Here is a 24,431-nt window from a genome sequence, read left to right on the forward strand (position 1 = left end):
GAAGCTCGGCATCGAGCCGGTCATCGCCCGTCGAGGCGTGCCGCACGGCTCCGGACTCGGAGCCGTGCGGCGGGTGGTCGAGCGAACGAACGCCCGAATCCACGGCTTACGGGGCCTGCGGGCCCCTGGGACATCCGCGAGGCCTTCCTCGAACTGGCCTGCCGCATGATCACCTGCCGACGCCCGAGCCTTGTGTCAGCTCCTCGAAGGCCCCGACACCGCATACGGCAGCCAGGAAGCCAACAGTTGGTGGGGCAGACCGAGCGAAGCGAAGGCCATGGCGAGGGTCGGCTCGTGCGGGCAGGAAGCCGCGCGAGCCGACCAGGAGCCCGGCGACCTCAACTCCGCGAGGAGCACGGCCCCCAACCAGGGCCGCCTGAGCTGCCGAGCGGAGCGAAGGCCTCGGCGGGGCCGCACGGGCCTGGTAGCGGGGCCGGAGGCAAGGGCGGCCGAGATAGGCGAAGACCCCGGCTCGCGGAGGCGGGAGGGATCTGCTCGCACGGGCGGTGAGCAGACCGGGGGCCGTGCGCGTGCGGCAAGCAGGACGACAGGCGCTGGTGAGGCAGGCCGAGCGGAGGCCTCGGCGGGGGCGGCTCGTGCGGACGGGAAGCCGCACGAGCCACCAGAATCCCGGCGCCCCCAATCCGCGAAGAGGACGGCCTACGGCCTACGGGCTGGGGGCAAGGGCGGATGGGGAAAGGCCGGGACAGGCGAAGGACCCCGGGGCGGCCAGGGCGGAGCCCGTGCACATACGGCGGGGGCTGGTAGAGCAGGCCGAGCCGGGCGAAGGCCTCCGCAGGGGCGGCTCATGCGGGCGGGCAGGCTACTCAAGCCGACCGAAACCCCAGCGCCCTCAATCGATGGGGAGCCGCCAACAACGGGGGCCGCCTGAGGGGCTGAGCGGAGCGAAGGCCTCGGCGGGGCCGCGCGGGCAGGGTCGGGGGGGCCGAAGGCCCCAGCTCGCAGGGGTCCCTGCTCGCGCGGGCGGGCCTCGGCGGGGGCGGCTCGTGCGGGCGAGGCGCCGCACGAGCCGACCAGGAGCCCGGCTGCCTCGGCTCCGTGAGGGGGACGGCCCACGAGCAGGGCCGTCCGGGCGGGGAGTGGGGTCAGGGGGCGGGGGTGCGGGTTGGGGTGGGGTGGGGGGACGGGGTGGGGGCGTGTTGGGCGGGAGTGGTGGGGGTGAGGTGGGAGGTGAGGGCGGCCAGGGTGGCGAGGGCCGCGCAGGTGAGGCTGGTGGCGAGGTAGGCGGTGCGGTGGTCGCCGCCGGTGGCGGTGTGGCGGAGGTAGACGCCGGAGAGGGCGGAGACGGCGACGGCGGCGGCGATGCGCTGGGTCATCTGCAGGATGGCGCCGCTGACGCCGGCGGCTTCGGCGGGGGCGTGGCGCAGGACGTGGGCCTGGTTGGTGGAGACCATGACGCCGGCGGAGGCGCCGCCGAGGAGTTGGAGGAGGGCGAGGAGCCAGGGCAGGGCGGTGGTGGGCGCCCAGTGGGCGAGGAGGCCGCTGGTGGCGACGGCGAGGGCGGAGCCGGTCATGCCGTAGGTGATGGTGCGGCGGCCGAAGCGCTGGACGACCCGCCAGGCGAGGGCGGAGGCGGTGCCCATGGCGACGGCGGAGGGGAGGGCGACGAGGGCGGCGCCCATCGGGGAGAGGCCGAGGCCGTCCTGGAGGAACATCGTGAGGACGAGGGAGGCGGCGAGCGAGGAGCCGAACTGCAGCATGGCGGTGGCCGTGCCGAGGGCGTACGGGGCGGAGCGGGTGAGCGCCGGGTGGATCAGGGGGTGGCCGCCGGCGCGGGCGTAGCGGCGCTGCCACCAGGCGAGGGTGGCGAGCAGGGCCAGGGCCAGTGAGGCGAAGCCCAACCACCCGAGCCAGCCGGGTGGTTGGACGAAGGGCAGCATGAGGGCGAGGGTGAGCGCGGCGACCAGCAGCAGGCCGAGGACGTCGAGGTCGGCGTGGCGGGCGGAGGGGCGGGGCCTGGGCAGGTGGCGGACGGCGAGGGCGAGGGTGGCCAGGCCGAAGGGGAGGTTGAGGAGGAAGGTGAGCCGCCAGCCGAGTTCGGGCCCGGCGAGGGCGATCACCGCGCCGCCGATGGGCGGGCCGAGGGCGAAGGCGAGGCCGCCGGTGACGGCGTACATGCCGAGGGCGCGGGCGCGCAGTTGGCCGTCGAAGACGTCCTGGAGGGTGCCGATCATCTGGGAGTTGACGAGGCCGGCGCCGGCGCCCTGGAGGAGCCGGGCGGCGATCAGCACGGTGGGGGCGGTGGCGGTGGCGGAGACGAGGCTGACGAGGGTGAACAGGGCGAGCCCGGAGACGAAGAACCACTTGCGGCCCTTGACGTCGCCGAGCCGCCCGCCGGGTATGAGGGCGAGGCCGAAGGCGAGGGAGTACCCGGCGACGATCCACTGGAGGTGGGCGGGCTGGGCGTGGAGGCTCTCGCGCAGGGCGGGGACGGCGGTGTTGAGGACGGACTGGTCGAGCAGGGTGGTGAACCCGCCCGCGACGCAGACGAGCAGGACGCGTCGCCCGGCGGCGTCGAAGCGCTGCTTGCCGTCGGCCGCGCTCGCGGCCCGGCTCACGGCCCGGCTCACGGTTCGACCACCACGAGCGCGTAGCGGGCCTCGCCGGGGCCGAGGCTGCGGAAGCGGCAGGTGGTGGAGGTGTAGCGCAGGCAGTCGCCGGGGGCGAGGCGGTGGGCCTCGCCGTCGAGGGTGAGCTCCAGCGCGCCCTCGAACAGCCAGAGGTGGTGCTCGCGGCCGGGAAGGCAGGGGCGGTCGTAGGCGATGTCGGCGCCGGCGGGCAGGCGGCCTTCGATGATCTCGGCGTGCAGGGAGCCGTGCGGCGGCGAGACGGAACGGCGGACGAAGCCCGTCGTCCCGTCCCGCCAGACCTGCTGCTCCTCGGCCCGTACGAGCGGGACGGGCCCGGCCTCGACCTCGGCGAGGAGGCGGGACATGGTGCGCCCGTACACCCCGCAGAGACGACCGAGGAGCGCGGCGGTGGGGCTGACCTCGGCCCGTTCGACGCGGGAGAGGGTGGAGCGGCTGACGTCCGCCTGCCGCGCCAACTCCTCCAGTGTCCAGCCGCGTTCGATGCGCAGTTCGGCGAGGCGTTGTGCCAGCCGCTCGTCGGCGGCCGTGTCGATTCCCATGTGCGGGATGCTATCCCGGATCTGGGAATCAGCGGTTCACGGTCACGGGACGAGGCGCCCGGTCACGGGATGATCAGGGCGTCCTGCTCCGCCAGCGGGGCGCCGTCGTACCAGGGCAGGGCCTCACCGAAGCGCACCAACTCCCCGTACAGCTCCGGGTCCACGCCCTCGGCCGTGACGAGGTCGAGCACGGCCTTCGCCGCCGTGGCGGGCGTCTGCGCCTGGCTGAAGTCGCTGAACCAGGGACGGGAGGTCGCGGTGTCGACCATGCCGGGGCAGACGGAGGCGATCAGGGTGCCCTCGGCGAGGTCGCGCTCGCGGCGCTCGGCGGCGACGGCGCGGACGGCGGCGACCTGCGCCACCTTGGAGGGCACGTTCAGCCAGAGCGGCCAACCCGCCTCCTGCGCCGTGCCGTTGTGGTGGGCGCGGCGCCAGGACTCGACGGCGTACTCGACCTGGTCGAGGGTCGCGCCGTCGAACAGCGGGTGCAGCTTCGGATCCAGGTACCCGAGGGTGCCCAGCGTGCTGGCGACCACCAGCAGCCGGCCGCCGGGGCGCAGCACGGGCAGGAAGGAGCGCAGCACGGCGTGGGTGGCGGTGTTGGAGACGTCGATGAACTCGTCGACGCGCGGGCCCTGCGACTCGGTGGGCAGCACGCGGGCGACGGCGTTGGAGATCACGGTGTCGACGCCGCCGCGGCTGCGGCGCAGTTCCTCGGCGAGGGCGGCGATGGCGGCGGTGTCGGTGACGTCCAGGACGCGCCCCTCGACCCGGGCGCGGGTGCCGGGCAGGGCGGCGACCTCGGCGGCGGCGCGGGCGACGCGGCCCTCGTCGCGGCCGGTGAGCAGGACGAGGTCCTCGGGCTCGAAGCGGGCGGCGAGGCCTTCCACCAGGGCGAGGCCGAGGCCCTGGTTGGCGCCGGTGACGAGCGCCGTACGAGCGGTGCGGGGGGCGGTGCGGGGGGCGGTGCGGGGGGCGGTCCGGGGGGCGGTCCGGGGGGCGGTGCCGGCGTTGAAGTCCGCAGTGGTTGCGGTGTGTTCGATGTCCATGCCCGCAACGCTAGGAGCCCCGGGAGCATGCGTCCAACGAAAGCTGCGCACGGGTAGTATGCGTGATCGTCATGGACTTCACCGATGTGTCACTCACCGCCCTGCGGGTCTTCCGCGCCGTCGCCGAGCAGGGGACGTTCACCTCGGCCGCCCTCACCCTCGGCTACACCCAGTCCGCCGTCTCCCGGCAGATCGCCTCGATCGAACGGGCGGCGGGGGCCGAGCTGTTGGAGCGCCGGCGCGACGGCGTACGGCTGACGGCCGCCGGGCGGATCGTGCTGCGGCGGGCCACGGCCGTGCTCGGCGAGATCGAGGCGACGGCCCGGGAGCTGTCCCAACTGCCGGGCCAACCGGGGACGGTGAGGCTGGGCTGGGTGCCGGTCGCGGGTGCCGTGCTGCTGCCGCGCGCACTGGCGCGGCTGCGGCGCACCGATCCGGAGCTGCTGGTGGTCGGGCGCGAGGGCACCACCCCGACGCTGGTGCGCGCGCTGCGGGCGGGCAGCCTGGACCTCGCGCTGCTCGCCTCCGCGCCGCCGTACCGGCCGCTGGACGACGAGCCACCGCCGCTGCGGCTGCGCACCCTGAGCGAGCGTTCGCTCTGCCTGGCGGTGCCGGCGGGGCATCCGCTGGCCCGCGCCGACTACGTGGACGTGGCGGACCTGCGCGGGCAGCGGTGGATCGCGGCGCCGTCCGTGGGCGAGGACCAACTGATGGGCGTGTGGCCGGGGTTGGACGAGCGGCCGGAGATCGTGCTGTCCGTCCGGGACTGGCTGGCCAAGCTCCACCTGGTGGCCGCGGGCTTCGGGCTGACGACCGTTCCGGCGCTGCTGGCGCCCGCCGTACCGCCGGGGGTGCGCGTGCTGCCGGTGCGCGGGGGGCCGCAGGAGCTGCGGCGACTGTCGGTGGCGCGGCTGCCGCACACCGTGGGGCAGGCGATCGAGCGGGTGGAGGCGGCGCTGCGGGCGGTGGCGGTGGAGTTGCCGTCGGTGGAGGGTGGCACCTCCGGGGAGGGGTGAGATCCGCCGTACGAAGCCTCGGACCGCCAGCGCCGTCGATCATATGATGTCCCGGACATCGTGGCCGGTCAGCGGCCCGCAGCGAGGGGGACTTCCGTGTTCGGCATCATCAGACCGTGCAGGCACCGCCTGTCCGAACGGCTCCAGGCCTCCTGGATGGCGCACCTGTGCGGCCTCTGCCTCGCGCTGCGCGACGACCACGGCCAGCTCGCGCGCACGGCGACCAACTACGACGGTCTGATCATCTCCGTCCTGGTCGAGGCGCAGGCCGCCCGCGAGGACTCCTCCTGGCGGCGCACGGCCGGGCCCTGCCCGCTTCGCGGCATGCGCACGGCCTCGGTCGCCAAGGGCGAGGGGGCCAGGCTCGCCGCCGCCGTCTCGCTCACCCTCGCCTCGGTGAAGATCCGTGACCATGTCGAGGACGGGGACGGCGTGTTCGCCCGCCGGCCGGTCGCGGCGGGGGCCCGCGCCGTCACCCGGCGCTGGGACCGGCGCAGCGCGGGCAGCGCGTCCGTCGTCGGCTTCGACACCGGGGTGCTGCTCGAAGCCGCCTCCCGGCAGGGCGAGTTGGAGCGCTCGATGCGCCCAGGCGACTCGGTACTGCTGGTCACGGAGCCGACCGAGACGGCCACCGCCGCCGCCTTCGAGCACACCGCGGTCATCGCCGGACGCCCGGGCAACGCGGCCCCGCTCGCCGAGGCCGGGCGCCTCTTCGGCCGCCTCGCGCACCTGCTGGACGCCGCCGAGGACCAGGCCGAGGACGCGGCGAGCGGCGCCTGGAACCCGCTGACCGCCACGGGCACCGACCGCGCCGAGGCCGAACGCCTCTGCCGGGACGCCGTCCACGGCATCCGGCTCGCGCTGGGCGAGGTCGAGCTGACCGACAGGCAGCTGGTGCACGTGCTGCTGGCGCACGAGACCGAGCGGGCCGTCGAGCGGGTCTTCGGCAGGCCCGCGCACGGCGCCGCCTGCCGCACGCACAAGCACGAGGGCACCCACGGCGACGCCCCGGCCTCCCCGGTGGCACCGGTGACCCCGACCGCCGCGAGCCCGTACGGCCCGCCCCCGCCGCCGAGCCCGTACGGCCCGCCGAACCCGGTGCCGCCCGGCCAGAACCCGTACCGGACGCCGCCGGGCCAGGACCCGAACCAGGCCCCGCCGCCGTGGGTGCCGATGGGCCCCGGATTCACCCCGCCCGGCGGCCAGAAGCCGCCGCCGCGCAACCTGCTCGCAGGCTGCGCGATGTGGGCGCTGATGGCCTGCACCTGCCAGCTGCTCTGCTGCGAGCACAACGACCCGTTCACCCGCGAGCCCCGCAAGGGCTTCTGCGAGCGGCACGACTGCTGCGACGCCTGCGACTGCTGCCAGTGCTGCGACTGTGACTGCTGCCAGGGTTGCGACTGCTGCGACGGGTGCTGCTGCGACTGCAGCTGCTGACAGCTGACGAATCGTCAACTCCCGGACAACAAGGCCCGGGGTGCCATCGCGCACCCCGGGCCTTCGTCGTCCCCACTCAGCCCTCCAGCGCGGCTGCCGCGCGGTCGGCCGCCAGCGACTCCTCCAGCCGGGTCAGCAGCAGCCGGAACCGCTCGGTGTCCTGCTCCGTCATCCGCCCCTCGGGCGCGGGCCCCTCGGCCACTGTCTCGTTCATGACCCCGACGCTAGGGCGCGGCGATCAACGGCCGATAAACACCGCTCCGAACGCCACGCAATCCTCACGATTTCCCGATAAATCCGACATACGGAGCAATCCGACAGCCGCTAAAACGGGCACCCCGACACCTCGACGACTCCCGGCCATCGGTGCTTCAATGCCTTCTTGTTAGGAAGCTTTCCTAACAAGAACCCGAAGCGCGACCTCCCCCACCGCTCCCCTCCCCGTCGAGAGGACAACACCCCCCATGGGTCGTAGCATCACCAGGGCGCTGATCACCGCAGCCGCCCTCGCCGCCCTCCTCCCACCCACGGCCGCCGGAGCAGCCGGGGCCACCGCCCCGCCGGCCCCGCCCGCCCCCGCGGCCGCCTTCCAGCACCCCGGCGTGCTGGTCGGAAGCAGCCAACTCGACTTCGTCAAAGCGAAGTTGGACGCAGGAGCCGAACCCTGGAAGTCCGCCTTCGCCGACCTCCGGACAAGCAAGTACGCCGCCCTCGACTGGCAGCCCCGCCCCCGCGCCGAGGTCGAGTGCGGCTCCAGCTCCCACCCCAACAACGGCTGCTCCGACGAGCGCGACGACTCCATGGCCGCGTACGCCCACGCCCTGCAGTGGGTCCTCACCCGCGACCAGCGCCACGCCGACAAGGCGATCGAGATCATGGACGCCTGGTCGGCCGTCATCCAGCGCCACACCAACACCAACGCCCCGCTCCAGACCGGCTGGTCGGGCAACAACTGGGCCCGCGCCGCCGAACTGGTCCGCCACTCGGGCGCGGGCTGGCCGGCCGCCTCCGTCGAGCGGTTCTCGGCCATGCTGCGCACCGCGTACGTGCCGCTGCTCACCCCCGGCAGTCCGCGCAAGAACGGCAACTGGGAGCTGATCGAGACCGACGCCCTGATGGGCATCGCCGTCTTCCTCGACGACCGCGCCCTCTTCGACCGGGCCGCCGAGCTGTGGCGCGGCCGCCTGCCCGCGTACGTCTACCTCGCCTCCGACGGCGACCTCCCGGTGCCCCCGCCGAACTCCGGGATCGAGGGCGAGGCGGCGCTCACCACGTACTGGAACGGCCAGTCCACCTTCGCGGACGGCCTCGCCCAGGAGACCTGCCGCGACTTCGGCCACACCGGCTGGGGCCTGGAGGCCGCCGCCCAGACGGCCGAAACGGCCCGGCTCCAGGGCCTGGACCTGTGGGGCGAGGGCCGCGAACGGCTGGTCAAGGCCCTGGAGTTCCACACCGCGTACGACAACGGCGCCGCCGTGCCGGACTGGCTCTGTGGCGGCGAGGTCTCCACCGGCCTCGGCCCGGCCGTACAGCTCGCGTACAACGAGTACCACCTGCGCGAGGGCCTCCCGATGCCGCAGACCGAGCAGTACGTGGCCGCGCACAGCCCGTTCGGCGCGAACTACTTCATCGGCTGGGAGACCCTCACCCACACCCAGGCGCCGTAGTCACCCCCCACCCCCCACCCCCTCACACGCACACGCACACGACAGGAGCCCCCCATGCGCATCACCCGTTCCCACCGCGCCGCCACCGCCGTCGCGGCCGTCGCCCTCACCGCCGCCTCCACCTGGGCCTGCACCGCCGCCGAGGCCGCCCCCGACGCCCCGGCCAAGGCGGCGACCGTCACCGCCACCTCCCAGGTGCGGGCCGGCGGCCTGAGCCCCGACCAGCGCCGCCGGGCCGATCAGCTGATCAGCGTCTTCGAGAACAGCACCACCGTCATCCAGTACGCCTACGCCGAGAACATCAACGACGGACGCGGCGTCACCGCCGGCCGCGCCGGCTTCACCACCAACGACGGCGACGCCCTCAAGGTCGTCCGCGCCTACACCGCCGTCTCCCCCGACAACCCGCTGGCCCGCTTCATCCCCGAGTTGGAGCGCCTGGCCGCCGCCGGCAGCGGCGACACCAGCGGCCTGCCCGAGGCCGACTACATCGCCGCCTGGCAGCAGGCCGCCCAGGACCCGGCCTTCCGGCAGGTCCAGGACGACCAGGTCGACCAGCGCTACTTCTCCCCCGCCATGGACCAGGCCGACCGGCTCGGCCTGACCACCGCCCTCGCCCGCGCCGAGCTCTACGACGCGTCCATCCAGCACGGCAACGGCAGCGAGTACGACGCCCTGCCCGCGCTCGTCTCCCGCACCACCGCCAAGGTCGGCTCCCCGTCCGCCGCCGGTGAGAAGGCCTGGCTGGACGCCTTCTTCGACGTCCGCGTCGACGACCTGACCAACCCGGCCAACTCCTCCACCGCCGAGGAGTGGCGAAAGTCCGTCGACCGGGTCGAGTGCCTGCGCCGGATCGCCGCCACCGGCAACTACGACCTCGACGGCCCGCTGACCGTGACGGCCTTCGGCAGCTCGTACGCCATCGCCTGACGACCCGTCGGGCGCCGGGACCGGCCACCCCGGCGCCCGACGGCGGTACGGCGGCGCGGCGAAGGATCGTGCCCGGGTGCTGTTCCAGCCCTGTGACGCGACCCCGACCGTGCGCTGACCTCGCTCTGCCAGTCTCTTCCCCGACGCAGTTCGCACCAGAGGGGGAACCTGGAATGTCCGTGCGCAACAGATTCGGCACCGCCGCCGCGATCGCCCTGATGACCACCGTCAGCGCCGTCCTGCTCAGCGCCTGCGGCCCGGACAACAGCGACCCCGTCGCCGCCCCGACCAGCGGCACCACCGCCGCTCCCGGCGGCTCGGGCGGCTCGGGCGGCTCCGGCGGTACGGGCGGTGGCGGCACCGGCAAGGCCACTCCCCCCGGGCCCACCGGCCAGGTGGTCAACGGCACCTCCGCGGCCAACCACCTCACCATCAGCACCGGCGGCACCACCGTCGCGATGAACGGCACCACCGTCGACTTCGGCACCGCCGTCCGCGACCTCCAGTGGTCCCCGGACGGCAAGAGGGCCGTGTTCGTCAACGGCGACGGCGACCTGGTGACCTCCAACCCGGACGGCGGCGGCAAGACCGTGGTCGCCAAGCACCCGGCCGGCGAGACCTGGTCCCACCCCACCTGGCAGCGCTCTGGCAGGGACAACCTCGCCGACACCTCGCCGAACGCCACCGAGCGGTTCAAGAACATCGTCTTCGCCTCCGAGAAGGGCGGCGCGGTCAAGCTGGAGACGATCCCGGCCAAGTCCGTCGGAGGCACCCCCGAGGTGCTCGCCCCGCACAACTCCGAGGGCGGCAACGAGAACATGCCGCAGCCCCCGCAGGCCGGCAACGGCTGGCCCAACGCGGGCGGGCAGCGCGGCGAGATCGCGTACGCGAACGGCCCGGCGAACGAGGTGTTCGTCTACGACACCTACATCCGCCCCAACACGCACAGCATGGGCAAGGGTTCGCAGCCCGCGATCTCCCCGGACGGCGAGCAGGTCGTCTTCGTGCGCTCGGTCGACGGCCACGACCACCTGTTCCGCCGCTCGACCCTGGACGCGAAGTCCGAGAAGGACCTGACCCCGAAGGCCGCCACCGACTACACCGAGCCGGTCTGGTCCCCGGACGGAAAGACCCTCGCGGTGCGCACCCCGGACGGCATCGCGACGCTGCCCTCGGACGGCTCGGCCGCGCCCGTCCAGGTGTCGACCGTCAAGGGCCTGCCGTCCTTCCGGCCCTAGAGTCCAACTCGGCCTGTAGCAAGGGAAGTTGCTCGTCCGCCGACTCGTGCGGCAGGAACTCGACGAGGTCGAGGAAGCGGAACAGCACCTGGGCCCCGGTGACGGCGTACTCGTAGTCGCCGAACCCGACCACCGCGCCCTCACCGCCGCGCACCGCCCCGCGCACGGCGGCGGCGGTCAGAGCGGTGGCCGGGCCCTGCGCCTCGGACGGGCCCTGCCCGCCGGTGCGGCGGCGGGCGTTGGGGCGGGCCAGGTAGGGGCAGACCATCGCCGCGTACAGCATGCAGGCGCGGTGCCCGGGGCCCTCCAGGGTCGGCGCGAGATTGCGGTACGGGCGGCCCCCGGCGAGCGCGGCGGCGATGGCCCCGCTCTCGTCGGCGCCCACCACCCGCCACACCGGGCCGCGCGGCATGAAGCCCCCGCAGACCGAACACAGGCGCTCCAGCGCGCAGTTCGCGCTGCGGTCGTGGTCGGTCAGCGCGAACTGCGGCAGCCCGTCCTGCCAGGGCGTGATGGCCGGCACGGGGTACCCCCGGTCGTCCCGGGGGCGGGCGGCCACGGCCTCGGGCATCGGCACACGTTCGAATCGCACCCGCCCATCCTTACCAGGCGGGCGCGGCGCGGGTCGAGCCCCGGCGGGCCGGCCTCCGGAGCGCGGCCGGCCCGCCGGGGAGCGCGTCAGTTCCAGATGCCGGAGACGTCCTTCGCGGTGGCCGCGTTGCCGGCGTGGCCGCTCGCCCCGGAGAGGTCCTCCAGGGTGCGCAGCACGTCGTAGTGGTTGTAGGTGGTGGCCGAGGTGCTGCCCGGGGTCACGTGGGCGCCGTAGACGACGGTCGGGATGCGGTTGCCCGCGAGCCGGTTGTCCTCGTCGAAGGTGACGATCAGCAGGCTGTTGTTGGCCTTCGCCCAACTCGCGTACGCGCCCAGGTTGTTCTTGATCCAGGTGTCGCCGGTGGAGACCGAGCAGTCGTGCATGTCGCTGCACAGGTTCGGCACCACGAAGGAGACGTTGGGCAGGGTCGCGTAGTTCGTCGGGAACTGGGCGAAGGTCTTCGCCGAGCTGACCGGGACGTTGCCGAAGCCGAACCACGGGTTGTGCTTCTGCGCGTAGTTGCCGCTGCTGCACACCGTGCTGCCCTGGCTGGGCAGGGACTCGTTGTAGCTGCCCCAGGTCTTGCCGGCGGCCGTGACCTCGGAGGCGAGGTTGGCGGCCTGGAGGGCGCCGACGCTCACGCAGCTGTCGTCGGTGATGCCCTGGGTGGAGCCCGAGAACAGCGCGTAGTAGTTCGGCTGGCTGGGGTGGGTGATGGCGTAGGACTGGGTGAGGTTGGCGCCGCCGGCCACCAGGGTGCCGTTGATGTACGGCGCGCTGGAGCTGCCGATGACCTGGCTGTAGGCGTGGTTCTCCATCACCACGACCACGATGTGGTCGGGCGTGGGCAGGCCGGCCGCCTGGGCGTCGGCGCCGCTCGCGGCCCAGAGGCCGGCGGAGGCGGCGACCAGCGCGGCGGCGGAGCCGATCGCGGTCGCGGTGCGGCGGGAGCGGGGCTTCGCTGTCGAAGTCATGTCGATCCTCGGGTCGAGAACGGGCGGACGGAACCCAACGGGACCAACGGGCTTAGTACGGGGTGCCGTTGGCGAAGTCGGTGGCGAAGGTGCTCTCGATGGTGGAGAGCACGCCCGCGTCGTTGACGATCAGGCCGAGCTCGCGGTTGTTGTTCAGCGAGTTGTCGGAGAAGTTCTCCGAGCCCGCGAACACCTTGGCCGAGGCGGTGCCGTAGTCGGCGACGATGGCCTTGGCGTGGATGTACAGGCCGGTGGTGGAGGAGTACGTGACGACCTTGGCGCCGGCGGCGGTGACCTGGTCGAAGTACGAGCCGTACGAGCTCGGGTTCATGCCGACCACGCGCACGGTGACGCCGCGGTTGGCGGCGGCGGTGATGGCGTCCACCAGGGCCGGGTCGCCGAACTCCAGCTCCTCCACGTCCAGGGAGGTCTGGGCGCCGTTGATCAGGGCGAGCAGGCGGTCCTGGGAGTCGGTGGGCGACCAGACGAGGTTGTCGCCGTCCGAGGGGGTGATCGAGGTCTTGGCGTAGTCGGCGGCGAAGACCTGCTCGATCGCGGCGACGTCGTTGGCGTCGGCGTCGAGGACGCCGTAGTCGCGGCTGCTGCTGTAGTAGGTGGAGTCCAGGTTCCCCGTCAGGATCAGGGACTTGGCGCCGTCCACCGTGACGGTCTTCTGGTGGGTGTAGACGAACGCCGAGGAGGAGTACGTCACACCGACGCCGGCCGCCTTGAGGGCGGAGTAGGCGGCGCCGTTGACGGAGGTGTGGCGGGCGTCGAGGATCACCCGCACCGTCACGCCGGCCCGCCGGCGGGCGATCAGGGCGTTGACGGCGGTGGTGTCGCGCAGCTCGTACATGGTGACGTCGACGGACTTCGTCGCCGAGTTGATCAGGCTGTAGACCACGCTGTGGTCCTGGTCGGGGAAGACGACCGTGCTGAACGTGCCGGCCAGGGGCAGGGCCTGCGGGGCGGCGGCCCCGGCAGTGGCGGCGGAGGCGGTGCCGGCGGCGGATATCAGGCCGGCGGTGGCGAGCAGCAGCGCGCCGGCGCGGCGCGCGAGGGAGGTGAGGGGCATGGGTGCTCCACGGTCGGGGGGACGGGGGCGAAGTGGCCGTGGCGCAGACCGTTCCGGGGGCCGCGCCAGGCGCTCGAACAGCATGGCGGGACTCGGTCAACGCGGGTAGATGACGGGAGGTAAAGCCTTGCCTCCGGCCGGGGAAACGGTTGGGTGCAGATCCCCGGGGGCCGGTCCCGGCGGGGAGGAGCGGTGTGAAACCGCCTCACATCACCGCCCATAACGGGCGATACGGGCCCACGGGTTCAGGTTGCCACCGCCCTCCCGAGCATCCGATAGTGGATCACCGACAGACGCGCACCGACGCCGCGTCAGCCGCACAGAGAACCGAGGACCATGGCGAAGACCCGCCTCCTGCGCCCCCTGGCCGTGGCCGCCGCCGCGGCCGTCCTGACCGCCACCGGAGCCGCGAACGCCGCGGCCGCCGGCCAGGACGGCACCGGCGCGCCCGCGCCCGACACGGCCGGCGTGCTCGCCGCGCTGCGCACCACCCAGGCCGCCGGCGCCCCGGGCGCCTTCGCCGTGATCAGCGACCACGGCGACGACGAGAACACCCGCACGCTGAGCGTCGGCAAGGCCGACCTCGACGGCACCCCGATGAACGGGGCGTGGAGGTTCCGGGTCGGCAGCAACAGCAAGATGTTCGCCGCCGTTCTCGTGATGCAGCTGGCGGAGCAGGGCCGCATCGACCTCGACCGCCCGCTGCGCGAGTACCTGCCCGCCGGGACCCTCCCCGACAGCTGGACGATGACCGGCCGCCAGGTCATGGAGCACCGCGCCGGGATCTACGACCACACCAACGACCTGCTGGAGCAGGCGGGCGAGGAGACCACCGCTGCCTTCGAGGCCCGCATCCGCACCAAGGTGTACAGCCCCACCGAGCTGGTGGCGATGTCGGTGCGGCACGGCCAGCAGTACACGCCCGGCAGCCGCTACTCGTACTCCAACACCGACTTCGTGCTGATGGGCCTCGCCGTCGAGAACCTCACCGGCCGCCCGTACGCGGACGTGCTGCGCGAGCGGATCATCGAGCCGCTCGGCCTCACCCGCACCTCCTTCGTCGTGCCGGACCAGAAGATCGAGGGCCCGCACTACACCGGGTACCTCACCAACGACGACCGCTCCAAGCCGCTGCTCGACTCCACCGAGCAGACCGCCTCCTGGCTCTGGGCCGCCGGCGGCGTCATCTCCTCCGCCGAGGACCTCGACACCTTCCTCACCGCCCTCGTCGCCGGCAGCGCGGGCGGCCTCGTCACGGACGACTCCCTGCGGCAGATGAGCGCCGCCATCCCGACGCCCAGCGCGAAGATCGCGTACGGGCTGGGGCTGCGCCGCATCTCGCTGTCCTGCGGGGACGTGTACGGGCACGGCGGCATCGTCCAGGGGTACCAGACGCAGTCCTTCGCCGCCCCGGACGGGCACCGGACGGTGGTCGTGTTCGCCAACGCCTCCAACAACGGGGCGGTGACGCAGGGGCTCATGGGCGCGCTGGAGCCGGCGTTCTGCGGGGCCAAGCCCAAGGCCGCGACGGGCGGCGCCTCGCCGCGCGCGGCGTTCGTGCCGCCGGCGGGCTCCTCCGCCCCGGGGGCCCAGGAGGACGGGCAGCTGCCGGTGGTCGAGGACACCCGGATCTGACCATCCGTCCGTGGATGCACTGAAGCCCCCGCCCACTGCCCGGGCGGGGGCTCTTCCGCGGCCGCGTCCTCAGACGGCCGCCGCACCCGTCCCCGTCGGGGCGTAGCCGTGCTCGGCGGCCAGGACCGGGCGCAGCGCCCGGATCGCGTAGAAGTTGCGGGACTTGACGGTGCCCGGGGGCACGCCCAGCCGGGAGGAGGCCTCCTGCACGGAGCAGTCCTTGAGGTGCAGCTCGACGAGCACCTCGCGGTGGTGCTTCTGCACCCGGCGCAGGGCCAGCGCGATGTCGCGGGAGACGACCACCTGCTCGTACGGGTCCTCGGCGAGCGGGCGGTCCTCCAGCGGTTCGCCGATGACCTCCTTGGCGCGGGCGGCGGCCATCCGGTAGTGGTCGATGGCGATGCGGCGGGCCACGGTGAACAGCCAGGGGCGGCTCTGCTCGGCACCGGCGGCCAGCGCCTCGGGGTGCTGCCAAGCGCGCAGGAGGGTCTCCTGGAGGATGTCCTCGGCCTTGCCCCGGTCGCCGCCGGTGGCGCGCAGGAGGGAGCGCAGCAGGTAGCCGCCGTGGAGGCGGTAGATCTCCGCGAGGGTGTCCTGGTCCAGCGTGGCGCGGGCCGGGGCTTTTGCGGGGGCGGCCGTCGGGGCCTCCGTGGAGGCTTGCGCGGAGGCCTTCGCGGGGGCCTTCGTGGGGGCGGAGCGCTGGGCCGGGACTCTGGCGGTCGCGGGGGCCGCGTCGGCCGGGGGGCCCGCCGGCGGGGCGACGGGCGTGGACGGGGCGACGGACGGCTTCGAGGACACGCGCTACCTCTCAGGTCGGGCTGCGGCACCGCGGGAGGCGCGGGCACAGGGTCACGCGCCGGTCGTTCCCGTCCGGCGCGGCTGTGCAGCAGCCTGCCGGGCGCCGCCAATGCCCCGGAAACGCTTCGCTAACGTCCGTCGCCAAGGAGGTTTAGCGCGCTGACGAGCTGTTGCACCCCGTCCTCTCCCCGGTGCTCGATCAGCACCGCCACCCATCCGGCCAGCAGCTCCCGCTCGGCCGCCGACCAGCCGGGCGCCGAGGGGTGCTCGTCCACGACCAGGGCCTTCGCGACCCGCAGCAGGTCCGGCGTGGGCCGGTGCCGACCGCGCGGCGCCACCTCGGTGGCCAGGCGCCGGGCCTGGGCGATCACCTGCACGGCCGGCTGCTCGGGGACCGTCAGCGCGGGGCGGCCGGGCCGGGGCGGGGCCTTCTCGCGGAGGAGTTCCGTCACCGGTTCGTGCTCGCGTTCCTGGTGTTCCTCCGGCCGCCCGGGTGGTGCCTTCGGTTCGTCCTCGTCCATCGTCGTCCCTCCCCCGCCCCGTTCCCGGGACTCGTACCGGTTCCTGGTCCGTGGCACTCAACGCGCGTTGAGTGCCATCGGGAGACGGTAGCGAGTGCCCGCCGATGCGGCAGGGGATTTTCCTCCCGGCTCTCCTCCCGTCGTCCCCGTGTCGTCGTGGGGCGCGCCTCCCCGCGTCCCGAACCGCTCAACGGGGTCCCCCGCCGGGGCGGTTCAGCTGAACCGGAGCTGAACCCGCGGCGGGTTCCCGGACGTGGAACAGGTTGCAGAGGCGGCGGCAACCCGGGAGGTCAGGCGATGGCCCTCTTCGACCCAACCCCCGAGGCCCAGACCTCCGACTACACCCCCGCGGTGTGGCCCGAACCCGTACGGCTCGTACCGCGCAAGCCGCTCGACCCGCTCGGCACGGTGCTGATCCCGCCGGCGGAACGGCAGCCCGCCGTCGCCGCCCCGGCGCCCTTCCCGTTCCCGTTCCCGCCGCCCGTGGACGCCACCGCTGCTCCCCTTCCCCCTCCCTCGCCGGTCGCCGCCGCCGCGCCGCGGCGGCGGCTCGCGCTGCCCCGGGGCGGGGAGGCCCGGCGGCGGCAGTTGGTCGAACGGATCCGCACCCCGCTGCGGATCTGCCACCGGATCGCCGTGGTGGGCGGCGGCGGGGCGGGGGTCGCGGCAGTGCTCGGCGGGGTGCTGGCGGAGCACCGGGCGGACGGGGTGATCGTCCTCGACCCGTCCGGGCCGGGAGCCGGCGACGTCCGCAACGGGCGGCTGCTGCTGCGCTCCCTGCCCGCCGGCAGCGACTACCGGGGCGCGCTCGCCGAGGCCGTCGGGCAGTTCCCGGTCGTGCTGACGGACGCCACCGGCGCGCCCGAACTCGCCTCGGCGGCCGACCAGGTGCTGATCTGCGAACCCGCCTCCGCCGACGGTGCCCGCGACGCCTCCGCCCACCTCGACCGCCTCGGCCCCGCCGCCGTCCTCCTGTTCACCCCCGCCCCGCCGGGCCAACGGGCCGTCCCCGGCGCCCAGCTCGTCTCCCACTTCACCCCCCGCTGCCGCGCCGCCCTCACCCTCGCCACCCCCGCCTCCCTCCGCCCCCGCGACCGCCACGGCTACCTCGAGGCCGCCGCCCTCATCGGCGACACCATGGCGGGCCGCCACCCGGCGTGAGCCCGCGCGTGGGAAGTCGGCCAGGCCGACTTCCTGCGCGGACGCGGCGTGATCCAGACCGATCCGGCGTCCCACGCCCCTCACCACCCAGTGCGAGCAACAGCCACCGGCCGCCGCCAGGTTGGGCTCACCTGCGCGCGGGCGTGCCTCCGCTACGCCGCGACCCTTCGGCCCGGCACCGGAGCAGCGGCGACCAAGGCCGCGCTGACCCACAGCGGCCCGCGTTCGGCGGCGGGTGTGGTGAGGGTGGCCGCGGCGAGGAGGGGCCGGTGGTGGCGCCGAGGTCGAGGGCGGCGGTGGCGTACGCGCCGGCCATGGTGGGGGCCTGCGTGGCCTCGTAGAGGGCGCGGGTGATGAGGGTGGCGCCGAAGTCTTCGAGTCCGGTGGCCTTCGCGCCGGTTACCGCTCCCGGGGCGGCGCCGGTGTTCCCGTGATCAGCCTCGTGGCCAGGGGCGGCCGTCGATCCGTTCGATGCTGGTGTTGAAGCGGCGCAGGTATTCGGCGAAGGTCGCGATGTCCTCCTGCGGCCAGTCCGCCATGACGAGGTCGAGTGCCCGTACGTGCGCCTCGCGTTCGTCGGCGAGGCGGCGCCGGCCTTCCTCGGTGAGCCGGAACTTGCGGGCGATGCCGCCGTCGGGGTCCGGGATGCGGTCGAGGAGCCCGGCTGTGGTGAGGGTCGCCGTCTGGCGGTTGAGGGTGGAGACGTCGAGGCCGAAGGCGTCGCTGAGCTGCCCGATCGACATGGGCCCCTGGGCGGCGACGCGGCTGAGCAGGATGTAGGCGCCGCGTTCGAGCTGGCTGCCCTCGGGGCGGCGGTCGTCGACCTGGTTGAGGTCGCGGTGCCGGGCGAACACCAGGAATTCGAGGGCGACCTCGTGCGTGGGGCTGGCCATGTCGAAATCCCTTCCTCACCGCTTTGACCTGCGGTTTCATCGTCGATCGCGTCCAGTATGCCAGAGATGTGCGCATCCCACAGGATGTGCATGGCACACATCGTGTGTAGCCTGATCAGCCTGTGCTATCTGCACATGATGTGCGAACCGCATACCCCCGCTCCCCCGAACGCTCGAGGAGGCCCGTCATCAACGGCCCCGCCCCCACTCCCCGCACCGGTCCGATCGTCGCGACGCTCGCGTTCACCGGCACCGTCGCCGCGATCATGCAGACCCTGGTCACCCCGCTGATCAGCGAGCTCCCGCAACTCCTGCACACCAGCGCGTCCAACGCCTCCTGGGTCATCACCGCGACCCTGCTGTCCGCCGCCGTCTTCGTCCCGATCAGCGGCCGCCTCGGCGACCTCCTGGGCAAGCGGACGATGCTCATCGCCTCCTGCGTCCCGCTGCTGCTCGGCTCGGTGCTGTGCGCGGTGGCCGACTCCGTGGTCCCGATGATCGCCGGCCGGGCGCTGCAGGGCATGGGCATGGGCCTCGTGCCGATCGGCATCAGCCTGCTGCGCGACGTCCTGCCGCCCGAACGGCTCGGCTCGGCGATCGCGCTGGTCAGCGCGTCCATGGGCATCGGAGGCGGGCTCGGCCTGCCGATCGCGGCCGGCGTCGCCGACTACGCCAGCTGGCGGGTGCTGTTCTGGGGCACCGCCGTGCTCACCGTCGTCATCATCGGGACGCTCTGGAAGGTCATCCCGGCCCCGGCCCCGTCCGCCGACGGGCGCCGACGGGCCGGCGGCCGCTTCGACCTCGTCGGCGCGATCGGCCTGGGCCTCGGCCTGGTCTGCCTGCTGCTGCCCGTCTCCAAGGGCGGCGACTGGGGCTGGGGCAGCACCCGGACCCTCGGCCTCTTCACCGCCTCGGCCGCGATCCTGCTGATCTGGGCCCGCTGGGAGCTGCGCGTCACCGACCCGCTGGTGGACCTGCGGGTCACCGCCCGCCCGCGGGTGCTGCTGACCAACGCCGCCTCCGTCCTCGTCGGCTTCGGCATGTACGCCCAGGCGCTGATCGTGCCGCAGCTGCTCCAGCTGCCGAAGGCCACCGGCTACGGGCTGGGGCAGTCGATGCTGGCGATGGGCCTGTGGATGGCGCCCGGCGGGCTGATGATGATGGTGGTCTCCCCGCTGGGCGGCAAGTTGTCGGCCGCGCGCGGACCGAAGTTCACCCTGGTCGCCGGGGCGCTGACGATCGCCGTCGGGTACGGGCTGGCCCTGCCGCTGATGGGCGCCACCTGGGGCGTGCTGATCGTGACGATCGTCTGCAACAGCGGTGTCGGCCTGGCCTACGGCGCGATGCCCGCGCTGATCATGAGCGCGGTGCCGCTGTCCGCGACGGCCTCGGCGAACAGCTTCAACACCCTGATGCGCTCGCTGGGCACCTCGGTGTCCGCCGCGGTGATGGGCGTGGTGCTGTCCCAGATGACCGTCACCCTGGGCGGGCACGCCCTGCCCTCGGAGGGCGGCTTCCGGGTCGGCCTGGTGATCGGCTGCGCCGTCGCGCTGATCGCGGCCGCCGTCGCCGCCGTCATCCCCGCACCGCCGGCGCCCCAGCTGCGCGCCGTCCCCGCCCAGGAGAGCGTCGGCGAGGGGGCGGCGGCGGACCCGGCGACCACCTGAGCGCCCCGCCCGTCCGGCACCCCGGGCGGGCCCGCGTCAGTCGGCCGGCAGGCGCCCCGGGTGCCAGGAGCGGCTGCGGGCGCGGGGGGCGAGGACGGCGGCGGCGGCAGCGAGGAGGACGACGGCGAGGGAGGTGAGGGCGATGAGGGTGGCGCGGTCCGGGGCGGGGCTCGGGGGCGGGGGTGGGGGGACGGCGAGGGGGGTGGCGGCGGGTACGGGGGCCGGGTCGGCGGGGGTGAGGCGGGTGACGGCGGCGACCGGGTCGACGGTGCCGTACCCGTACGCGGGGTCGGTGGTGCGGTACGCCGTCGCTTCGAGGCGCTGCGCCAACTGGTCGGCCGTGAGCCCCGGTTGGTACCCGAGGGTGAGCGCCGCCGAGGCCGCGACGAAGGCCGTGGCGAAGCTCGGCCCCGCGCCCGTGTAGTACCCGCCGGCGGCGGGGCCGGGCCCCATGACGGCGACGCCCGGCGCCGCCAGGTCGACCCGCCCCCCGACCGCGGCGCCCTCGGGCAGGACTCCGCCCGGGGCGAGGTCACGGACGGAGAGCACCTCGGGGTAGGCGGCGGGGAAGGCGGGCACCGGCTTCGAGGGGCCTCCCGAGGCGTCCGGCCCCGCCGGGGCGACGACCAGCGCCCCCTTGGCCCGCGCGGCCCGGACGGAGGCGGCCAGCGCGTCGTTCCCGGCGGGCAGCGCCACGCCCACGGCGATGACCCGGGCCCCCGCGTCGGCGGCGGCCGTGATGCCCCGGGCGAGCAGGTCGGGCGAGGTGGCACCGCCGTCGTCGGTGACGGAGACGGCGAGGACGCGGGCGCGCGGGGCGATCCCGGAGAAGCCCGTGCCGTCGCGGTGGTCGGCGGCGATGAGGCCCGCGAGGAAGGTGCCGTGCCCGACGCAGTCCTGCGCCGGGTCCCCCGCGCCCGCGAGCCGGGGCGCGTGGTCGAGGCGCCCGGCGAGCAGCCCGGCCCCGTCGGTGACGCCGGTCCCGACCACGGCGACGGTGACGCCCTCGCCCCGGCTGAGCGGCCAGGCCCGTTCGGGGCGCAGGAAGGTCTGCGGCCAGGGCGTGAGCTGGGTGCCCTTGGTGGACGGCGGCAGGCACCCGGCGGGCTTGCCCCCGGCGTCGCGCCGCTGCTGGGTGACGCCGGGCAGCGCGTCGCCGGAGTCGGCCGCCGCGGCGGTCGGCAGCAGCAGCACGACGGCGAGCCCGAGGGCTGCCCCTCGCCTCACGCGAGGCTGCCGATGCGCTCGGCCGGGATGTCCTGCGGGAGCAGCAGGCTGAGCTCGTCGAGGTCGGCGATGTCGAGGCTGGAGAGCCGCCCGGCCTGCCGGGTGATCATCGATTCGAGCACCTGCCGCGCGAAGCGCCCGTTGCCGAAGGAGCGGTCGCGCGGGACGCCCGTGAACAGGGTGCCGAGGGCGGCCAGCGTCTCGGGCGTGCAGCTGTACCCGGCCGTCTCCGCCTGGAGGCGCACGATGGTGACCAGTTCGTCGTCCGCGTAGTGGTCGAAGGTGATCTCGCGCGAGAAGCGGGAGGCGAGGCCGGGGTTGGAGGAGAGGAAGCCCCGCATCTCGTCCTCGTACCCGGCGACGATGACGACGACCTCGTCGCGGTGGTCCTCCATCAGCTTCATCAGGGTGTCGACGGCCTCCTGGCCGAAGTCCCCTCCCCCGCCGTGGCGCGGGGTGAGGGTGTAGGCCTCGTCGATGAACAGCACGCCGCCGCGGGCGCGGTCGAAGGCCTCGCGGGTGAGCTGGGCGGTGTGGCCGATGTAGCGGCCGACGAGGTCGGCGCGGGCCGTCTCGATCAACTGCCCGGCGGGCAGCACCTGGAGTTCGGCGAGGAGTTGGCCGTACAGCCGGGCGACGGTGGTCTTGCCGGTGCCGGGAGGGCCGGAGAAGACCAGGTGGTGGCTGATGGTGGCGGCGGGCAGGCCGGCCTCGACGCGGCGGCGGGTCTGGCGGGTGAGGTTGACGAGGTCCTCGACCTGCTGCTTGGCGGCGCCGAGGCCCACCATGGCGCGCAGCCGGTCGAGCAGGCCGGGCTCGGCGGGCCCCTCCTCCCCGGCGGCGGCGCGGGCGGCGGCTGCGGCGGCCTGCTCGCCGACGTCGGCGGGGAGCAGCCGGGTGAGGTCGGCGTTGTCGAAGTTCTCCAGCACGGCGAGCCGGGAGGCCTGGCGGTCGACCATCTCCTCGAAGACCTTGCGGGCGGCGCGGCCGTTGCCGAAGTCGGGGCCCTTGGGCATCCGGTCGAAGTGGACGGCGAGGGCCTCGCGGGTGCCCTCGGCCAGTTCGTAGCCGTGGCCTCCGGCGGCGTGCTCGACGATGGTGGTGAGCTCGTCGACGCTGTAGTTCTGGAACTCGACGGTGCGGCTGAACCGGGAGGCCAGGCCCGGGTTGGAGGCGAGGAAGTCGCGGATCTCGGCCTCGTACCCGGCGACGATGACGACGAGGTCCTCGCGGTGGTCCTCCATCAGCTTGACGAGGGTGTCGATGGCCTCGCGCCCGAAGTCGGGGCCGGTGCCGCCGGATCCGGCGGAGAGGGTGTAGGCCTCGTCGATGAACAGCACGCCGCCGAGGGCCTCCTTGACGACCTCGGTGGTCTTGAGGGCCGTGCCGCCGATGATCGAGGCGACGAGGTCGGCGCGGGCGACCTCGACGAGGTGGCCGCTGCGCAGCACGCCGAGTTCGGCGAGGATCGCGCCGTAGAGCCGGGCGACGGTGGTCTTGCCGGTGCCGGGAGGGCCGGCGAAGACGAGGTGGCGGCTCATCGGCAGGGCGGGCAGGCCGGCCTGTTCGCGGCGGCGGGCGAGCTTGTTGAGGTTGACGAGGGTGGCGACCTGCTCCTTGACGCCCTCCAGGCCGACGAGGGTCTGCAGCACGGCCTGGGGGCCCTGCGGCCCGGGCGGGGCGGCGGGGGCGCCGGTCGCGGCGCCGGCCTCGGCGGGCGCGTCGGAGGAGCCGTCGGCGGAGGGCACGCCGGACGGGGCGGAGGCGGCCGCGGCGGTGCCGTGGGCGTCGGGCGAGCGGTTGTCGCGGCTGTCGAGGTTCTCGACGGCGAGGCGCTCGGTGGGCTCGCTCTGCCGCAGCCCCGCGCCCTGGTTCTCGATCGCGACGCAGTCGGTGAGCCGGACGGGCTCCGCGGATTCGGAGCGCAGCCCGTCCACGGTGTTGCCGGTGAGCCGGCAGGCGGTGAGGGTGGCGCGGGCTCCGCCCATCAGGTGCAGGCCATGGCGGCGGTTGGCGCGCAATTCGGCGCGGGTGGCGGTGAGTTCGCCGCCGCGCTCGACGCTCACGCCGTCGAAGGCGTTGTCGGCGGACTGGACGTCGCGCAGGGTGGCGACGCCCTCGGCGCCGACGGAGACGCCGCAGGACTTGGCGCCGCGCACGGTCGAGCCGCCGAGGTAGGTGTTGGCGCCGTCGCTGATCCGCACGCCGTGCTTGGCGGAGTCGAGGACGGTGGCCTCCTCGATCCGGCCGCGGCCGTCGCGCAGCACCTCGATGCCGTGGGCGCCGGCGTTGGTGACGGTGGTGCGGCGCAGCAGCGGGTTGGCGCCCTCGCGCACGACGACGCCGTTGCCGGCGCTGTCGTGGACCTCCAGCTTGTCGAACTCGGCGGCGCTCTCGCCGGTGAGCTCGACGCCGTCGCCCTCGCTGTCGCGCACGACGGCGCGCAGCACGGCGGGCCCGGCCGACTCGCCGACGTGGATGCCGGGCCCGGTGGCGCCGACGACCTCGCAGTCCTCCAGGGTGCCGCGCGCCCGGCCGGAGACGTGCACGCCGCTGCCCTGGGGGCGCACGGCGCGGCAGCGGCGCATGACGGGGTCGGTGCCGTTGGTGAGGACGTAGCCGTGGCCGCGCACGGCGGTGACGGTGCAGTCCTCCAGGAGTGCCTGGGCGGTGGTGCCGACGAACACGCCGAGCGCCGCGTCGCGGATCTCGGTGCGCAGCAGGCGGGTGGTGCTCTGCTCCTCGATGGCGACGGCGGGCTTGTCGGTGGCGAAGATCTCGCAGTCCTCGACGACGCCGCGCGACTCGCCGTTGGCGCAGACGCCGTTGCCGCGCGCGTCGCGCAGGACGGTGCGGCGCACGGTGGGGTTGGCGCGCTCGCCGATGACGAGGGCGGAGGTGCCGAGGTGCTCGACGACGCTGTCCTCGATGACGCTGTTGCCGCTGGAGGTCTCGACCAGCCCGGCGCCGGCGGTGTTGACCACCCGGCAGCCGCGCATGGCCAGTTCGCCCTGCTGGCGGGTGAGGACGGCCGTCCAGGAGTTGCCGACCACCTCGCAGTCCTGGAGGGCGAGCTGGCCGCGCGGGACGTCGACGGCGGGCAGGTCCTCGTCCTGCCCCTGGAGCACCAGGCCGGTCAACTGGACGGCCTCGGCGAGGACCTGGACGACCGAGCCGCGCCGGGGGCTGATCCGTACGCTCCCCCGGGCCTCCTCGGCGGTGATGCTGACCACCTTGGTGAGGACGAGGTTCTCCTCGTACTTTCCGGGCCGCACCGCGATCACCGCGCCGCTGCGGGCCGCCTGGACGGCTTCGCCGATCGTGCGGTAGGAGCCGGGCTCCTGCCGCTCCGCGCAGACCGTCAGCACCGGGCGCGACATGCCTGGGGGTTCCCTTCGTC

The 24,431-nt window shown here is 74.3% G+C and carries 20 protein-coding genes and 2 pseudogenes; 9 read left to right on the forward strand and 13 right to left on the reverse strand.

The window, feature by feature from the left end; all coding sequences use genetic code 11:
• Window positions 1–7: 7 nt before the first annotated feature.
• Window positions 8–95 (forward strand): annotated as a pseudogene (locus tag ACIRRS_RS17110) (IS5/IS1182 family transposase); the annotation flags it as partial.
• A gap of 1,011 nt (window positions 96–1,106) precedes the next feature.
• Here the strand turns inward: ACIRRS_RS17110 and ACIRRS_RS17115 are convergent.
• From ACIRRS_RS17115 to ACIRRS_RS17125, 3 genes are all read right to left on the reverse strand, one after another.
• A complete protein-coding gene (locus tag ACIRRS_RS17115; RefSeq protein WP_402971195.1) occupies window positions 1,107–2,591 on the reverse strand; it encodes an MFS transporter in 1,485 nt (494 codons plus the stop codon).
• The gene (locus tag ACIRRS_RS17120; RefSeq protein WP_402971198.1) at window positions 2,588–3,151 is read right to left on the reverse strand and encodes a helix-turn-helix domain-containing protein; all 564 of its coding nucleotides are present in this window, start codon (window positions 3,149–3,151) and stop codon (window positions 2,588–2,590) included. Before ACIRRS_RS17120 ends, ACIRRS_RS17115 begins: the two co-directional genes overlap by 4 nt.
• A 62-nt stretch (window positions 3,152–3,213) precedes the next feature.
• Window positions 3,214–4,200, reverse strand: a complete 987-nt coding sequence (locus tag ACIRRS_RS17125) for an SDR family NAD(P)-dependent oxidoreductase (protein WP_402971201.1) — start codon at window positions 4,198–4,200, stop codon at window positions 3,214–3,216.
• Between the two features lie 71 nt (window positions 4,201–4,271).
• On the opposite strand from ACIRRS_RS17125, the gene ACIRRS_RS17130 reads away from it, so the two are divergent.
• Window positions 4,272–5,216, forward strand: a complete 945-nt coding sequence (locus ACIRRS_RS17130) for a LysR family transcriptional regulator (protein ID WP_402971204.1) — start codon at window positions 4,272–4,274, stop codon at window positions 5,214–5,216.
• Window positions 5,217–5,312: 96 nt separating this feature from the next.
• On the forward strand, window positions 5,313–6,653 hold the full coding sequence (locus tag ACIRRS_RS17135; RefSeq protein WP_402971207.1) for a DUF5685 family protein: 1,341 nt from the start codon (window positions 5,313–5,315) through the stop codon (window positions 6,651–6,653).
• Window positions 6,654–6,729: 76 nt separating this feature from the next.
• Here ACIRRS_RS17135 and ACIRRS_RS17140 read toward each other — a convergent pair whose 3' ends face one another.
• Window positions 6,730–6,867 carry a hypothetical protein gene (locus ACIRRS_RS17140; protein WP_402971210.1) on the reverse strand — a complete coding sequence of 46 codons (138 nt, stop codon included), beginning with the start codon at window positions 6,865–6,867 and terminating at the stop codon, window positions 6,730–6,732.
• Between the two features lie 250 nt (window positions 6,868–7,117).
• On the opposite strand from ACIRRS_RS17140, the gene ACIRRS_RS17145 reads away from it, so the two are divergent.
• The 3 genes from ACIRRS_RS17145 to ACIRRS_RS17155 all read left to right on the forward strand — a co-directional run bounded on the left by ACIRRS_RS17145 (window position 7,118) and on the right by ACIRRS_RS17155 (window position 10,488).
• Window positions 7,118–8,320, forward strand: coding sequence for an alginate lyase family protein (locus ACIRRS_RS17145; protein ID WP_402971213.1), 1,203 nt, complete (start codon window positions 7,118–7,120; stop codon window positions 8,318–8,320).
• Between the two features lie 54 nt (window positions 8,321–8,374).
• Complete coding sequence (locus tag ACIRRS_RS17150) at window positions 8,375–9,250, forward strand: chitosanase (protein ID WP_402971215.1); 876 nt, start codon at window positions 8,375–8,377, stop codon at window positions 9,248–9,250.
• A gap of 179 nt (window positions 9,251–9,429) precedes the next feature.
• Window positions 9,430–10,488 carry a TolB family protein gene (locus ACIRRS_RS17155; RefSeq protein ID WP_402971218.1) on the forward strand — a complete coding sequence of 353 codons (1,059 nt, stop codon included), beginning with the start codon at window positions 9,430–9,432 and terminating at the stop codon, window positions 10,486–10,488.
• Here ACIRRS_RS17155 and ACIRRS_RS17160 read toward each other — a convergent pair.
• From ACIRRS_RS17160 to ACIRRS_RS17170, 3 genes are all read right to left on the reverse strand, one after another.
• Window positions 10,460–11,080 carry a hypothetical protein gene (locus tag ACIRRS_RS17160; RefSeq protein ID WP_402971221.1) on the reverse strand — a complete coding sequence of 207 codons (621 nt, stop codon included), beginning with the start codon at window positions 11,078–11,080 and terminating at the stop codon, window positions 10,460–10,462. The genes ACIRRS_RS17155 and ACIRRS_RS17160 overlap by 29 nt on opposite strands.
• Window positions 11,081–11,166: 86 nt before the next feature.
• Entirely contained in the window at window positions 11,167–12,054 is an 888-nt protein-coding gene (locus ACIRRS_RS17165; RefSeq protein WP_402971224.1) for an alkaline phosphatase family protein, read from the reverse strand.
• A 52-nt stretch (window positions 12,055–12,106) separates the two neighbouring features.
• On the reverse strand, window positions 12,107–13,129 hold the full coding sequence (locus ACIRRS_RS17170) for a phosphatidylserine/phosphatidylglycerophosphate/cardiolipin synthase family protein (protein ID WP_402971225.1): 1,023 nt from the start codon (window positions 13,127–13,129) through the stop codon (window positions 12,107–12,109).
• Between the two features lie 336 nt (window positions 13,130–13,465).
• Between ACIRRS_RS17170 and ACIRRS_RS17175 the strand changes: the two genes are divergently transcribed.
• Window positions 13,466–14,764, forward strand: a complete 1,299-nt coding sequence (locus tag ACIRRS_RS17175) for a serine hydrolase domain-containing protein (protein WP_402971228.1) — start codon at window positions 13,466–13,468, stop codon at window positions 14,762–14,764.
• A gap of 69 nt (window positions 14,765–14,833) precedes the next feature.
• Here ACIRRS_RS17175 and ACIRRS_RS17180 read toward each other — a convergent pair whose 3' ends face one another.
• A complete protein-coding gene (locus ACIRRS_RS17180) occupies window positions 14,834–15,562 on the reverse strand; it encodes a sigma-70 family RNA polymerase sigma factor (protein WP_402971230.1) in 729 nt (242 codons plus the stop codon).
• A 128-nt stretch (window positions 15,563–15,690) separates the two neighbouring features.
• Window positions 15,691–16,083: a hypothetical protein gene (locus ACIRRS_RS17185; protein WP_402971233.1), complete on the reverse strand. Its 393-nt coding sequence runs from the start codon at window positions 16,081–16,083 to the stop codon at window positions 15,691–15,693.
• 297 nt (window positions 16,084–16,380) lie between these two features.
• Between ACIRRS_RS17185 and ACIRRS_RS17190 the strand changes: the two genes are divergently transcribed.
• A complete protein-coding gene (locus ACIRRS_RS17190) occupies window positions 16,381–17,244 on the forward strand; it encodes a hypothetical protein (protein ID WP_402971236.1) in 864 nt (287 codons plus the stop codon).
• 182 nt (window positions 17,245–17,426) lie between these two features.
• Here the strand turns inward: ACIRRS_RS17190 and ACIRRS_RS17195 are convergent.
• Together ACIRRS_RS17195 and ACIRRS_RS17200 are read right to left on the reverse strand one after the other, a co-directional pair.
• Window positions 17,427–17,611 (reverse strand): annotated as a pseudogene (locus tag ACIRRS_RS17195) (Cmx/CmrA family chloramphenicol efflux MFS transporter); the annotation flags it as partial.
• A gap of 67 nt (window positions 17,612–17,678) precedes the next feature.
• Window positions 17,679–18,137 carry a MarR family winged helix-turn-helix transcriptional regulator gene (locus ACIRRS_RS17200; RefSeq protein ID WP_402971238.1) on the reverse strand — a complete coding sequence of 153 codons (459 nt, stop codon included), beginning with the start codon at window positions 18,135–18,137 and terminating at the stop codon, window positions 17,679–17,681.
• A 188-nt stretch (window positions 18,138–18,325) separates the two neighbouring features.
• Here ACIRRS_RS17200 and ACIRRS_RS17205 point away from each other — a divergent pair, with 188 nt between their 5' ends.
• Window positions 18,326–19,804, forward strand: a complete 1,479-nt coding sequence (locus tag ACIRRS_RS17205; RefSeq protein ID WP_402971641.1) for an MFS transporter — start codon at window positions 18,326–18,328, stop codon at window positions 19,802–19,804.
• A 36-nt stretch (window positions 19,805–19,840) separates the two neighbouring features.
• On the opposite strand, the gene ACIRRS_RS17210 is transcribed toward ACIRRS_RS17205, so the two are convergent.
• Both ACIRRS_RS17210 and ACIRRS_RS17215 read right to left on the reverse strand, forming a co-directional pair.
• On the reverse strand, window positions 19,841–21,031 hold the full coding sequence (locus ACIRRS_RS17210; protein ID WP_402971241.1) for a S8 family serine peptidase: 1,191 nt from the start codon (window positions 21,029–21,031) through the stop codon (window positions 19,841–19,843).
• Window positions 21,028–24,411 (reverse strand): right-handed parallel beta-helix repeat-containing protein, encoded by a 3,384-nt coding sequence (locus tag ACIRRS_RS17215; protein WP_402971244.1) that lies wholly within the window; start codon window positions 24,409–24,411, stop codon window positions 21,028–21,030. The genes ACIRRS_RS17210 and ACIRRS_RS17215 overlap by 4 nt, the downstream gene beginning before the upstream one ends.
• Between the last annotated feature and the right edge of the window lie 20 nt (window positions 24,412–24,431).

The organism is Kitasatospora sp. NPDC101183 (assembly GCF_044767945.1).
GTDB lineage: Bacteria > Actinomycetota > Actinomycetes > Streptomycetales > Streptomycetaceae > Kitasatospora.